The organism is Rhodocyclus purpureus (assembly GCF_016653115.1).
Classification (GTDB): domain Bacteria; phylum Pseudomonadota; class Gammaproteobacteria; order Burkholderiales; family Rhodocyclaceae; genus Rhodocyclus; species Rhodocyclus purpureus.
In genome coordinates, this window is sequence record NZ_NHRX01000063.1 from 81,860 (window position 1) to 95,048 (window position 13,189).

A 13,189-nucleotide genomic window follows, 5' to 3' on the forward strand; every position below is an offset into this window, starting at 1 on the left:
TCAAGAAATTGCTCCACGTTTCGCGTTAAGATCAGACTCCATCCACAGACCAAACGCGCCCGGACGATGAGCGAAGCGAATACCTGCCGGAAACTGGCGATCATCATGTCGATGGCGATCCCCGAACGTGCCGAGGACTCGGTCATGCCGCTCGTCTATGCCGCGGTGGCCGCCGCGATGGACTGCGAGGTCGAGGTTCATTTCATCGGTCGCGCGGTGCGCCTGCTCGTCGAAGGCGTCGCCGCCGGTCTCGACGCCGGCGAAGGCGACGGCAGGACCGTCCATGACTACCTGCAGGAAGCGGCGCAGTACGGCGCGCGTTTCCTGGCCTGCAGCAAGGCGCTGAAGCAGCACGTCGGCGCCGACGAGGCGAAGATCGCCGAATTCTCCGGTGCCGCCGGGGCGGCGACGGTGGTCATGCGCAGCCTCGACCCCGAATGGCGCATTCTTTCTTTCTGAACAAGCGAGCTCACGATGACCGACTCCGCACCTCCCCATCAAGCCCACTGGGACGCCGGCGATCTCGGCTGCGGCGAACTGGTCATGGAACTGATGCTGCGCCTGCGCCGGCTGCAGCCGGGTGAGGTGCTGCGCCTGACCGCGCTCGACCCGGGTGCGCCCGCCGACATTCCCGCCTGGTGCCGCATGACCGGCCATGTGCTGCTTCACTGCGACCCTGCCAGCCACGATTTTTTCATCCAGCGTAAATGAGGAGCTCTCCCATGGCCAAGATCTGCGTCAGCGTCACCCATGCCAAGGACGACTGCGACAAGGCGACCGTCGCCTTCGTCGTTGCCAACGCCGCGGTCGCCTCCGGGCAGGAAACCCTGGTCTTCCTGAGCACCGAGGCGGTGCGCCTCGCGGTCAAGGGCTACGCCGACGACATCCACGAGGAGGGCTTCGCGCCCTTGAAGCAGCTGCTCGACAACTACCTGGCGGCGGGCGGCACCCTGTTCGTCTGCTCCCCGTGCATCAAGAAGCGCGGCTTCGACGAGAGCCAGATCGTCGACGGCGCGCAGGTGGTCGGCGGCGCCAAGCTCGTCGAGTTCCTTGCGCAGGGTGCTTCCTGCATCAGCTACTGAGTGCTGGCGACATGAGCCTCGACCGACATCCGGTAGCGCCGGACACGAGTTTCGACGGCGGCGATCTCGACTGCGGCAGCGGCCTCCTGCTGCTGATCCGCCGCCACATCGACCCCCTGAGCGCCGGGCAGACGCTGGAGATCCTGTCCACCGATTCGACGGTGAAGGTCGACCTGCCGGCCTGGTGCCGGATGACCGGCAACGAACTGGTCTCGACCGAGCAGCGCGACGGGAATCAGGTGAGCTATCTGGTCAGCAAGGGAGCCTTCGGCGGCGCCTCGGTGCAGGCGGCGCCTGCCCGCGTGGTGCCGGATGTCGCTGCGGGCGTCGCCCCCGCCCGGCCGCAGCCGGAGCGGCGCCGCGTCGTCGCCGCGCCGCCGATCCGTCCCCTGTCGGTGATGGGACTCGGCTCGTGGCCGCGACCGCGGTGGACGCTGCAGGCGATCCACGAGCGCATGGCGGGCCGCATGTCTGAAGAGGATTTCCAGGCCACCGCCGACGATGCGGTCAGGCTGGCCGTCGAAGCGCAGTTGCGCGCCGGTGTCGACGTCGTCACCGACGGCGAGCAGCGACGCGATTCCTACGCGAGCTTCGTCGGCGGCATCCTCGACAACTGCCAGCTGATCCCGCTCACCGACCTGCTGCCCTACGTCAGCGACCCGGTGAAATTCGAGAAGGAGATGCGCGCGCTCGACATCCCGGCGCACGAGGTTCGCCACCCGGCCGTGTTCGGCCGCATCGGCCGCAGCCGGCCCTTGACCCTGAACGAACTCGACTTCGCCCGCACCCTGACCGACAAGCCGGTGAAGGTCGCGCTGCCCGGCCCCTACCTGCTGACGCGCACGATGTGGATGGAGTGCCTGTCGGACCGCGCCTACGCCTCGCGCGAGGAACTGGCCGAGGACATCGTCGCCGTATTGCGCGCCGAACTCGCCGACCTGCTCGACGCCGGCGCAGCGCTGGTGCAGTTCGACGAGCCGGTGCTGTCGGAAGTGGTGTTCGCCCGCGAGCGGCCAGGATCGGGCGGGCGCAGCTTCATGTGCGGCGCGCTCGGTGAGAAGAAGCCGGTCGCCGAGGAACTGGCATTTGCGCGCGAACTGATCAACGCGGTGGTCGCCTACGCGCCGCCCGAACGCACGGCGCTGCACGTCTGCCGCGGCAACTGGACGACCGACGAGTCGGTGGCGCTGTCCGGCGACTACCGGCCCCTGCTGCCCCTGTTCCAGGAGCTGAAGGTCGGCACCCTGATGCTCGAGCTGTCGACGCCGCGCGCCGGCGAGATCGAGGTCTTGCGCGAGCTGCCGGAAGACAAGCGCATCGGCGTCGGCGTGGTCAACCAGAAACACGAGCGCATCGAGAGCGTCGACGAGATCGTCGCCCGCGCCGAACGGGCGATCGCGATCTTCGGCGCGCAGCGCGTGCTGCTCAACCCCGACTGCGGCTTTGCCACCTTCGCCGACAACCCGATCGCGTCTGCCCGGATCGCCGAGGCCAAGCTCAAGGCGATCGCCGAAGCCGCGGCCCTGCTGCGCGAGCGGCACGGCGTCTAGCCGAACGGGGACGCGCCGGATTCGCGGCTGCCGCCGCTGCCACGAAAGACGCTCGCGGCATCGGCATCTCGTGTGAGGGCCGGCAGGCCCGAATCGAAGACGATCGATAAAGAAAAACCCCGCCGAAGCGGGGTTTTTCCTGGGTACTGCGTGCTACGAGTGACTGACTCGGGCGATTACATGCCCATGTCCATGCCGCCCATGCCGCCCATGCCACCCATACCGCCCATGCCACCGGCGGCCGGCTTGTCTTCGGCCTGCTCGGCAACCAGTGCGTCGGTGGTCAGGATCAGGCCGGCGACCGAAGCGGCGTTCTGCAGCGCCGAACGGGTCACCTTGGCGGGGTCGAGAACGCCCAGTTCGACGAGGTCACCGTAGGTGCCGTTGGCGGCGTTGTAGCCGTAGTTGCCGGTGCCTTGCAGGACCTGGTTGACGACGACCGAGGGCTCGTCGCCGGCGTTGGCGACGATCTGGCGCAGCGGCTCTTCGATCGCGCGCAGGACGATCTTGATGCCGGCGTCCTGGTCGTGGTTGTCGCCCTTGAGGTCCTTGATCGCGGCACGGGCGCGCAGCAGCGCGACGCCACCGCCGGGGACGATGCCTTCTTCAACGGCGGCACGGGTGGCGTGCAGCGCGTCTTCGACACGGGCCTTCTTTTCCTTCATTTCGACTTCGGTGGCAGCGCCGACCTTGATCACGGCAACGCCACCGGCCAGCTTGGCGACACGCTCTTGCAGCTTCTCGCGGTCGTAGTCGGAGGTCGCTTCCTCGATCTGGATGCGGATCTGCTTGACGCGAGCTTCGATGTTGGCGGCCTGGCCGGCACCGTCGATGATCGTCGTGTTTTCCTTGCCGACTTCGATGCGCGAAGCCTGGCCGAGGTCCTGCAGGGTTGCCTTTTCCAGGGTCAGGCCGACTTCTTCGGCGATGACCTGGCCACCGGTCAGGATGGCGATGTCTTCGAGCATGGCCTTGCGACGGTCACCGAAGCCCGGGGCCTTGACGGCGACGGTCTTCAGGATGCCGCGGATGTTGTTGACGACCAGGGTCGCCAGCGCTTCGCCTTCGACGTCTTCGGCGATGATCAGCAGCGGACGGCCAGCCTTGGCGACTTGTTCGAGCACCGGCAGCAGGTCGCGGATGTTCGAGATCTTCTTGTCGAAGAGCAGGACGAAGGGGTTTTCCAGGACGGCGATCTGCTTGTCCGGGTTGTTGATGAAGTAGGGCGACAGGTAGCCGCGGTCGAACTGCATGCCTTCGACGACTTCGAGTTCGTTCTGCAGCGACTTGCCGTCTTCGACGGTGATGACGCCTTCCTTGCCGACCTTCTCCATCGCGCTGGCGATGATGTCGCCGATGTCAGCGTCGGAGTTGGCCGAGATCGAGCCGACCTGGGCGATTTCCTTGGAGGTCGTGGTCGGACGCGAGATCGACTTCACTTCGGCGACGATCGCGGTGACGGCCTTGTCGATGCCGCGCTTGAGGTCCGTCGGGTTGAAGCCGGCGGCAACGTACTTGAAGCCTTCGCGGACGATCGCCTGGGCCAGCACGGTGGCGGTGGTGGTGCCGTCACCGGCGTTGTCGGAGGTCTTGGAAGCGACTTCCTTGACCAGTTGCGCGCCCATGTTCTCGAACTTGTCCTTCAGTTCGATTTCCTTGGCGACGGAAACGCCGTCCTTGGTCACGGTCGGGGCGCCGAAGGAACGCTCCAGAACCACGTTGCGGCCCTTCGGACCGAGGGTGACCTTGACCGCGTTGGCCAGGACATTCACGCCATTGACGACCTTGGCGCGGGCATCGTCAGCAAAAAGGACTTGTTTGGCAGCCATTCAATATCTCCTGAAACGTTTTCGTTGCGGGCGGAGGCTTAGGCCTCGACGACGCCCATGATGTCTTCTTCACGCATGACCAGCAGTTCCTGGCCATCGACCTTGACGGTCTGGCCGGAGTACTTGCCGAACAGCACGCGGTCGCCAACCTTGACGGACATCGGACGAACCTTGCCGTCGTCGAGAATCTTGCCGTTACCGACGGCGATCACTTCGCCTTGATCGGGTTTTTCAGCGGCTGCGTCGGGGATGACGATGCCGGAAGCAGTCTTGCGCTCTTCCTCGACACGCTTGACGATCACGCGATCATGCAAAGGACGGATTTTCATGCAATTTCTCCTTGGTATTGACTCGATGGTCGTTTCAGTGATCGGTGCCTGCCGGGTCGGCAATGTGCAGTTACCCGGCAGGGCTGTTAGCACTCATCACTAACGAGTGCTAATTATAAGGATGGAAATCCCGTTTTCAAGGGCAGGCGATACAAACATTTTCGCCGGCGGCGGCCGGGCGCTTCAGCTTGCCGCCGCAGCGCGCGTCGGCAGCGCCGCGAGCGCCTGCGCCAGGCTCGCCAGTTCGGTCTGGCATTCGCTGGCCAGGTGGCGTAGGACGAAATCGGCAGCCCCCTGGCGCAGACAGAGTTCGATCTCGCCGGCGAGCGCGGCGACCCGCCGTACGCCGAGCATGCCGGCGATCCCCTTCAGGCTGTGGGCCACGCGCCGGGCGCCTTCGCCGTCGCCGGCGTCGAGACAGGCGAGGCAGCGCGCCATGGCGTCGCCGTCGACGTCGATGAAACGCTGCAGCCGTGATCGGTACGCATCGATCCGTTCGGCCGAGGCCAGCCAGTCGGCATCGAGCTCGATCCCCGGCAGCTTGCGCAGCGCCACGGCGAGTTCGCCGTCGGCGCCAGTCGGCAGCGCCGGCGCCTGCAGCGCTGCGGCCGGCAGCCAGCCGGCACCGGGCAGCCATTGGCCGAGGATGCGGGCGAGCATGTCCGGCGTCACCGGCTTGCCGAGGTGCGCGTTCATTCCGGCGTCGAGACAGAGCTGCCGGTCCTCGGCAAAGACGCTCGCGGTCAGCGCGATGATCGGCACGTCACGATAGCCAGGCAGCGCGCGGATGACCCGCGTCGCGGCGAGGCCGTCCAGCCGCGGCATCTGCACGTCCATCAGGATCAGGTCGAAGCCGACACTGCGCGCGCGCTCGACGGCCTCCACCCCGTCGCCGGCGACATCGACCCGGCAGCCGAGCCTGACCAGCATGTCGCGCAGGATTTCCTGGTTGAGCGGCTGGTCCTCGGCGAGCAGGATCCAGCGGTCGGCAAACTCCGGGGCCGAGCCGGCGACCGGCTGCGGCGTGCCGGCCGGCGCGACCGCACGCGCCAGCAGCAGTTCGAAGCGGAAGACGCTGCCGCTTCCGGGCGCGCTGTCGACCTCGATCCTGCCCCCCATCATCCCGACCAGGCGCTGGCTGATCGCGAGACCGAGTCCGGTGCCGCCGTGGCGACGTGTCGCCGACGCATCCACCTGCGTGAATGGCCTGAACAGCCCGGCCTGGTCGGGCGCGGCGATACCGCAGCCGGTATCGGATACCGAGAAGCGCAGGCGGACACGCTCGCCTTCCTCCACACCATCCACGGCACCGACAACCGCCAAGCGCACCTCGCCGCGCTCGGTGAATTTGATCGCGTTGCTGCCCAGGTTGATGAGCACCTGCGCCAGGCGCAGCGCGTCTCCCTGCAGGCGCAGCTGACGCAGGTCCGGCGCCACATCTCCCGTCAGCGCCAGCCCCTTCCCACGTGCCGGCTCCTCGAACAGGTGCAGCACCCGCTCGACCAGCGCGGCGAGTTCGAAGTCCGCGTGTTCGAGCCTCAGCTGTCCGGACTCGATCTTCGACAGGTCGAGGATGTCGTTGATGATCGAGAGCAGGTGCCCCGAGGCCTCGCAGATGCGGTCGATCTTCCGTTTCTGCATCGGGTCGCTGCTGTCGGCGCGCAGCAACTCGGCGTTACCGACGATGGCGTTGAGCGGCGTGCGGATCTCGTGGCTCATGTTGGCGAGGAAGGCGCTCTTCGCCCTGGTCGCGGCGTCGGCGGCTTCCTTGGCCGCCCGCAGTTCCTCCTCGGCCTGCTTGCGCTCGGTGATGTCGATCACCACGCCGCTGTCGCGCAGCCGCCCTTCGCCGCCGGCCTCGTGTTGGCGCAGGCCCTTGATGTGCACCCAGCGCATGCTGCCGTCCGGACGGATCGCGCGGCATTCCAGATCGATCTGCCCGTCGCCGGCGGAATCACGCAAGCTTTCGAGCAGCGACGCGACCCGGCCGACGTCGTCGGGATGCACGAAGGCGGGAATGGTGCCGGCCTCGTGCACGGGAACGTCGCCGTGGACGCCGAGAATCGAGCGCGTCTCCGCCGACCAGAACGAGCGACCGCCCTCGAGGTCGATATCGAAGACGCCGAACTGTGCAGCCTCGGCGGCCCGCCGCAGCCGCCCCTCGCTCTCGCGCACTCTCGTCTCGGCCTCGGCCCGCTCGCGTTCGCGGATCTCGACCAGCTTCCCGTACGCGCGCTGGCGCCGCTGATGGCTGAGCAAGGCGAAGATCCCGCCGAGCGCGAGCAGCGCAAAGAGCGCGAGCCTGACTGCCAGTTCGCGGTACCACGGGGCAAAGATCGCTTCGCGATCACGGCTGACGACGCTCACCAGGATCTGGTCCGCCGGCGTCACCAGCGGGCTGATCGAACGAAAGGCAAACAGGCGATTCTCACCGCTGAGCGGCGCGATGCCGGCGTGGATACTGCTGAACTCACCGCTGCGCATGAAGCGGGCGAAGGGACCGTCCGCCGTCTGGCTGAGATCCCTGCCGAGCACGCTCTCGTTTGCCGGCGCCGTGAACAGGACACCGCCGTCGCCATGGATCAGCCACGAACGCGTGTCCGGTGAATGGACGACCGAACCGAGCAGGATCTTGAAATACTCGGGATCGACGGCGGCGACGACGTAGCCGCCGGGCTTGCCGTCGTGGTCGAGGCTGAGCTTGCCGACCGTCATCGTGATGCCGCCGAGCGGGCTGGCGACCGGCGGCGAGAGATAGAGGACGCCGGGATCGGCGCCCCGGCGCATGATCTGATAAAGCGGCCGTTCGCCTATATTCTGCCCCAAGGCCTCCACGCGGTTGGAGGCAAGCACCTTGCCATCGACATCGACGAGAAAGAGCGTGCGCACGCCCGTCATCGAATCGACCATCGCCTGCATGCGCTGCGAGATCAGGCGCTCGCCGTCCCGGTGCGTCAGCAACCAGGGGAGGTCGTCGCGCAAGGCGTCGAGCGCGTTGCTGGTGCTCTGCAAACGGTGGCTCAGGTTGGTGCCAACGGTCTCGGCCTGCTGGACCAGTCGCTCCCGTTCCCGAGCGTCGATGCTCCGGTACATGGACAGGAGGTCGAAGCCGATGATGGCAGCGATGACCAGCAGCGTCAGCGCGAGGACCAGCCAGGGGGTGCTCGGCAGCGGCAAGCGGCGGTTCGAAGCTGGCATTGCGAAGTCCCGGATTCAAGCTCGCCACGGCGCGGTCGGCGCCCCGCTGGCGTTGTAGCGTCGGCTGCCTCACCATGCCGACGCAGCGAGCGGGCATTTAAGCACGAATAATGCAATGCATAAACCGGAGCGCAACGCATCGACCCGCAGCACTGCGCTGCGGCCCCTGCCCGGCCAGATCTCCCGGCATGTGAACGCAGGAAGGCCCGGGTTACCCCGGGCCTTTCCGGGGACAGCTTGCTTCAAGCCGTCCATGTTGCGACTCAGTGCGCGCTGGCGGTCGAAGCGCCGATGCCGGTCTCCGAACGCACCTGCTGCGCCAGGAAGGCTGCACGTTCCTTGCTCGCCTGTGCGCTGCGGTCGAGGATCGACACCAGCCAGATGACGAAGAAGGCGGCGGACATCGAGAACAGCGCCGGCGACGAGTACGGGAACGGTGCGCTACCCTTCTCGTTGAGCAGGACGGCTTCCCAGACAGCCGGCGAGAGGACGGTCAGGCCGACCGACATGAGCAGGCCGACGGTACCACCGGCAACCGCGCCGCGCGTCGTGCAGTCCTTCCACAGCACCGACATGAACAGTACCGGGAAGTTGGCCGAGCAGGCGATGGCGAAGGCGAGCATGACCATGTAGGCGACGTTTTCCTTCTCGAACAGGATGCCGAGGATGACCGCGAGGATGCCGAGGCAGATCGTGGTGATCTTCGACACGCGCAGTTCGGCGGCCGAGTCGGCGTTACCCTTCTTGAACACCGTCGCGTAGAGGTCGTGCGAAACCGCCGAGGCACCCGACAGCGTCAGGCCGGCAACAACGGCGAGGATGGTCGCGAAGGCCACCGCCGAGATGAAGCCGAGGAAGACGTTGCCGCCGACCGCGTTGGCCAGGTGCACCGCAGCCATGTTGCCGCCGCCCTTCAGACCCTTGGCGATGTCACCATCGACGTAGTACGAAGCCGGATCCTGCGTCAGCATGACGATCGCGCCGAAGCCGATGATGAAGGTGAGGATGTAGAAGTAGCCGATCCAGGTGGTCGCCCAGCCGACCGACTTGCGTGCTTCGGCAGCGCTCGGGACGGTGAAGAAGCGCATCAGGATGTGCGGCAGGCCAGCGGTACCGAACATCAGCGCCAGACCGACCGAGATCGCCGAGATCGGGTCCTTGATCAGGCCGCCGGGCGCCATGATCAGGTCGTGCTTGGCGTGCACCTCGACGGCCTTGGCGAACAGCGCTTCCGGGTTGAAGTTGAACTGGTAGAGCACGGCAATAGCCATGAAGGTCGCACCGCAGAGCAGCATCACTGCCTTGATGATCTGCACCCAGGTGGTCGCGGTCATGCCGCCGAAGAGCACGTACATCATCATCAGCACGCCGACGATGACCACCGCGTACTGGTACTCGAGACCGAACAGCACCTTGATCAGCTGACCGGCACCGACCATCTGCGCGATCATGTAGAAGGCGACGACGACCAGCGAGCCGGTCGCGGCGAAGCTGCGGATCGGCGTCTGCGAGAAGCGGTACGCAGCGACGTCGGCGAAGGTGAACTTGCCGAGGTTACGCAGGCGTTCGGCCATCAGGAAGGTGATCACCGGCCAGCCGACCAGCCAGCCGATCGAGAAGATCAGCCCGTCGAAGCCGCTGGCGAAGACGAGACCGGAGATACCCAGGAACGAGGCTGCCGACATGTAGTCGCCGGCGATCGCCAGGCCGTTCTGAAAGCCGGTGATGCCGCCACCGGCGGTGTAGAAATCGGCCGCCGAGCGGGTCTTCGCGGCTGCCCACTTGGTGATGAACAGGGTCAGCGCGACGAAGGCGCCGAACATGCCGATGGCGACCCAGTTGGTGGCCTGCTTGCTGGTCTGGCCGAGGTCGGCGCCGGCGGCCAGCGCAGCCCCCGCTGCGGCCAGGCCGACGACCAGCGCCAGCGTGTTGCGCGTCGTTTGCGTCATCATTTGCGTCCCTCCTCGCGGACGACTTCCGCGTTGAGCGCGTCGAACTCGGTGTTGGCGCGCCGCACGTAAATGTTGGTGATGATGATCGTGAAGGCGATCACCCCGAGGCCGAGCGGGATGCCGACCGAGGTGGTCATGCCTTCGCCGAGCTTGGTTCCCAGCCATTCCTTGTTGAAGGCGATGAGCAGGATGTAACCGTAGTACACGACCATCATCAGGATGGTCATGACGATGCTGAAGCCGGCTCGCGTACTCTTCAGCTTCTGGTACTTGGGATTGGCGGCTATTCGTGCCGCGACGTCGTCTTTCATGTTTCGCTCCTCCTCGCTAATGATCCGCACGATGGGCGGTCCGGCTTTACTTCAGGATCGAGAATAGGACATGAGGCTTACGACTCGCTTACGCCTGCAACAATGCGTAACAGCTTCACACAAACGTAATCCCAAGACGAACGAAAAATGCCGGGAGGAAACGCTCGTGCGGCGCGTTGCGGAGGCGAGCTGGAATCGCAGCGTCGGCCGGCTACAATCGCGCAGATGAACCACCTCACCAAGCGGCCTGGCGTCCGCCGCCCCCAGCCATGAGACACGCCCTTTCGCGGCAGCTGCTTGCGCTCGTCGCCGGCGCCCTGCTCGCGCTCGACTGCGCTGCCACCGATCCCTTGCCCAAGCCCGTCGCCGCCGCCTTGCGCACGGCCGGGATCGCCAGCGACAGGGTCGCCGTCGTCGTGCAGGCAGTCGATGGCGGGCGCCCGCTGCTCGCGCACAACGCACAGACGGCGATGCATCCGGCGTCGACGATGAAGCTGCTGACCACCTGGGCCGGGCTCGAACTGCTCGGTCCCGCCCATACCTGGAAGACCGAGGCACTGGTCGACGCGGCGCCCGCGAACGGACGGCTGGCCGGCAACCTCTACCTGCGCGGTAGCGGCGACCCGAAGCTGACGGTCGAGGCGTTCTGGCTGCTGCTGCGCCAGCTGCGTGCGCGCGGCATCAGCGACATCGCCGGCGACCTGGTGCTCGACCGCAGCGCCTTCGCGCTGCCGCCGCATGACCCGGCCGCCTTCGACGGCAGGCCGCTCAGACCCTACAACGTCGGTCCCGACGCGCTGCTGGTCAATCTCGACAGCATCCGGCTGACCCTCGTCGCCGACGGCGAGCGGCGCGCGGTGCAGGTGATTCCCGAGACGCCGGACGACGGCATCGCCGTCGCCAACGAACTCAAGTTCGTCGACGCAGCCTGCGGCGACTGGCGCGACCAGGTGCAGGCGCGCAACCGCGCCGATGGCATCGAACTGGTCGGCCACTTTCCCGCCGGCTGTGGCGAGAAGGCGCTGCACCTGTCGCCGTGGCCGGCTGACCTGCAGGTAGAACGCCTGTTCCGTGCACTCTGGCGCGAACTCGGCGGCACGCTCGCGGGGCAGGTGCGTGCCGGGACGACGCCGCCCGCGGCGCGCCTCGTCGCCACGCAGGAGTCACCGCCGCTCGCCGACATCGTCCGCGACATCAACAAGTACAGCAACAACGTGATGGCGCGGCAACTGCTGCTCGGCCTGGCCGCCGGGCGGCCGGCGACCCCGGAAGCGGCGCGGCGCCGTGTCGAGGACTGGCTGGCTGCGAAGGGACTGCAACTGCCCGGACTCGTGATCGATAACGGCTCGGGGCTGTCGCGTGGCGAGCGCATCTCGGCCGAGGGACTGGCGCGCCTGCTGCTCGCCGCATGGGCGAGCCCGGTGATGCCCGAATTTGCCTCCTCGCTGCCGGTCGCCGGCGTCGACGGCACGCTGCGCCAGCGCAGCAGCGCCGTGAGCGGGCGCGCGCACCTGAAGACGGGGTCGCTCGACGGCGTGCGCGCACTCGCCGGTTACGTCCTCGACCGCAACGGCCGGCGCTGGGTGACGGTGTTCCTGATCAACGACCCGCGCGCCAGCCACGGCAGGGCGGCGATGGACGCGCTGCTGGCCTGGATCGGGGACGGCATGTGAATACGGGGACTGCAGGATGTGTCGACTTACGCTGCGCTAACTCGACGAGACGACAAAGCGGCTGCAGCAAAGGCGCTGCCCCGAAGCAGCAGCCCGTCATCGCGAGCCCGCAGGGCGTGGCGATCCAGTGCGTAGGCCTGTTAGCTGGGCGCCCGTGAATGAGCGCCAAGGACTCGGAAGAACGAACTGGATTGCCACGGCGCTGCGCGCCTCGCAATGACCGGATAGCGACGCGTCATCGCGAGCCCGAAGGGCGTGGCGATCCAGTGCGTAGGCCTGCTAGCTGGGCGCTCGTGAATGAGCGCCAAGGACTCGGAAGAACGAACTGGATTGCCACGGCGCTGCGCGCCTCGCAATGACGGGACAGCGACGCGTCATCGCGAGCCCGCAGGGCGTGGCGATCCAGCGCGTAGGCCTGCTAGCTGGGCGCTCGTGAATGAGCGCCGAGGACTCGGAAGAACGAACTGGATTGCCACGGCGCTGCGCGCCTCGCAATGACGGGATAGCGACGCGTCATCGCGAGCCCGCAGGGCGTGGCGATCCAGTGCGTAGGCCTGCTAGCTGGGCGCCCGTGAATGAGCGCCAAGGACTCGGAAGAACGAACTGGATTGCCACGGCGCTGTGCGCCTCGCAATGACGGGATAGCGACGCGTCATCGCGAGCCCGCAGGGCGTGGCGATCCAGCGCGTAGGCCTGCTAGCTGGGCGCCCGTGAATGAGCGCCAAGGACTCGGAAGAACGAACTGGATTGCCACGGCGCTGCGCGCCTCGCAATGACGGGATAGCAATTCGTCATCGCGAGCCCGCAGGGCGTGGCGATCCAGTGCGTAGGCCTGCTAGCTGGGCGCTCGTGAATGAGCGCCAAGGACTCGGAAGAACGAACTGGATTGCCACGGCGCTGCGCGCCTCGCAATGACCGGATAGCGACGCGTCATCGCGAGCCCGCAGGGCTTGGCGATCCAGTGCGTAGGCCTGTTAGCTGGGCGCCCGTGAATAAGCGCCGAGGACTCGGAAGAACGAACTGGATTGCCACGGCGCTGCGCGCCTCGCAATGACGGGATAGCGACGCGTCATCGCGAGCCCGCAGGGCGTGGAGATCCAGCGCGTAGGCCTGCTAGCTGGGCGCCCGTGAATGAGCGCCAAGGACTCGGAAGAACGAACTGGATTGCCACGGCGCTGCGCGCCTCGCAATGACGGGACAGCGACGCGTCATCGCGAGCCCGCAGGGCGTGGCGATCCAGCGCGTAGGCCTGCTAGCTGGGCGCC

Annotated in this window: 10 protein-coding genes; 5 read left to right on the top strand and 5 right to left on the bottom strand. The window is 66.8% G+C overall.

The window, feature by feature from the left end; all coding sequences use genetic code 11:
- Positions 1-66 precede the first annotated feature (66 nt).
- The 4 genes from CCR84_RS13195 to CCR84_RS13210 are packed head-to-tail and all read left to right on the top strand — an operon-like array spanning position 67 to position 2,632.
- On the top strand, positions 67-459 hold the full coding sequence (locus CCR84_RS13195) for a DsrE family protein (protein ID WP_201213128.1): 393 nt from the start codon (positions 67-69) through the stop codon (positions 457-459).
- 15 nt (positions 460-474) lie between these two features.
- A complete protein-coding gene (locus tag CCR84_RS13200) occupies positions 475-711 on the top strand; it encodes a sulfurtransferase TusA family protein (protein WP_201213130.1) in 237 nt (78 codons plus the stop codon).
- A gap of 11 nt (positions 712-722) precedes the next feature.
- Positions 723-1,082, top strand: a complete 360-nt coding sequence (locus CCR84_RS13205) for a DsrE family protein (protein ID WP_201213132.1) — start codon at positions 723-725, stop codon at positions 1,080-1,082.
- An 11-nt stretch (positions 1,083-1,093) separates the two neighbouring features.
- Positions 1,094-2,632, top strand: coding sequence for a sulfurtransferase TusA family protein (locus tag CCR84_RS13210; protein ID WP_201213134.1), 1,539 nt, complete (start codon positions 1,094-1,096; stop codon positions 2,630-2,632).
- A gap of 176 nt (positions 2,633-2,808) precedes the next feature.
- On the opposite strand, the gene groL is transcribed toward CCR84_RS13210, so the two are convergent.
- The 5 genes from groL to CCR84_RS13235 form a co-directional block, all read right to left on the bottom strand.
- Positions 2,809-4,461 carry a chaperonin GroEL gene (gene groL, locus CCR84_RS13215; RefSeq protein ID WP_201213136.1) on the bottom strand — a complete coding sequence of 551 codons (1,653 nt, stop codon included), beginning with the start codon at positions 4,459-4,461 and terminating at the stop codon, positions 2,809-2,811.
- Positions 4,462-4,499: 38 nt separating this feature from the next.
- Complete coding sequence (gene groES, locus CCR84_RS13220; protein WP_201213143.1) at positions 4,500-4,790, bottom strand: co-chaperone GroES; 291 nt, start codon at positions 4,788-4,790, stop codon at positions 4,500-4,502.
- A 183-nt stretch (positions 4,791-4,973) separates the two neighbouring features.
- Positions 4,974-7,988, bottom strand: a complete 3,015-nt coding sequence (locus CCR84_RS13225) for an ATP-binding protein (protein WP_201213145.1) — start codon at positions 7,986-7,988, stop codon at positions 4,974-4,976.
- A gap of 263 nt (positions 7,989-8,251) precedes the next feature.
- Positions 8,252-9,937, bottom strand: a complete 1,686-nt coding sequence (locus CCR84_RS13230; protein WP_242508733.1) for a cation acetate symporter — start codon at positions 9,935-9,937, stop codon at positions 8,252-8,254.
- Positions 9,937-10,251, bottom strand: coding sequence for a DUF485 domain-containing protein (locus tag CCR84_RS13235; RefSeq protein ID WP_201213148.1), 315 nt, complete (start codon positions 10,249-10,251; stop codon positions 9,937-9,939). Before CCR84_RS13235 ends, CCR84_RS13230 begins: the two co-directional genes overlap by 1 nt.
- A gap of 269 nt (positions 10,252-10,520) precedes the next feature.
- Between CCR84_RS13235 and dacB the strand changes: the two genes are divergently transcribed.
- Positions 10,521-11,924, top strand: a complete 1,404-nt coding sequence (gene dacB, locus CCR84_RS13240) for a D-alanyl-D-alanine carboxypeptidase/D-alanyl-D-alanine endopeptidase (RefSeq protein WP_201213155.1) — start codon at positions 10,521-10,523, stop codon at positions 11,922-11,924.
- Positions 11,925-13,189 lie beyond the last annotated feature (1,265 nt).

Excerpts from the sequence above, each read along its gene's own strand:
- CCR84_RS13195 (WP_201213128.1), top strand. The coding sequence starts at position 67 with ATGAGCGAAGCGAATACCTGCCGGAAACTGGCGATCATCATGTCGATG.
- CCR84_RS13200 (WP_201213130.1), top strand. The coding sequence starts at position 475 with ATGACCGACTCCGCACCTCCCCATCAAGCCCACTGGGACGCCGGCGAT.
- CCR84_RS13205 (WP_201213132.1), top strand. The coding sequence starts at position 723 with ATGGCCAAGATCTGCGTCAGCGTCACCCATGCCAAGGACGACTGCGAC.
- CCR84_RS13210 (WP_201213134.1), top strand. The coding sequence starts at position 1,094 with ATGAGCCTCGACCGACATCCGGTAGCGCCGGACACGAGTTTCGACGGC.
- groL (WP_201213136.1), bottom strand. The coding sequence starts at position 4,461 with ATGGCTGCCAAACAAGTCCTTTTTGCTGACGATGCCCGCGCCAAGGTC.
- groES (WP_201213143.1), bottom strand. The coding sequence starts at position 4,790 with ATGAAAATCCGTCCTTTGCATGATCGCGTGATCGTCAAGCGTGTCGAG.
- CCR84_RS13225 (WP_201213145.1), bottom strand. The coding sequence starts at position 7,988 with ATGCCAGCTTCGAACCGCCGCTTGCCGCTGCCGAGCACCCCCTGGCTG.
- CCR84_RS13230 (WP_242508733.1), bottom strand. The coding sequence starts at position 9,937 with ATGACGCAAACGACGCGCAACACGCTGGCGCTGGTCGTCGGCCTGGCC.
- CCR84_RS13235 (WP_201213148.1), bottom strand. The coding sequence starts at position 10,251 with ATGAAAGACGACGTCGCGGCACGAATAGCCGCCAATCCCAAGTACCAG.
- dacB (WP_201213155.1), top strand. The coding sequence starts at position 10,521 with ATGAGACACGCCCTTTCGCGGCAGCTGCTTGCGCTCGTCGCCGGCGCC.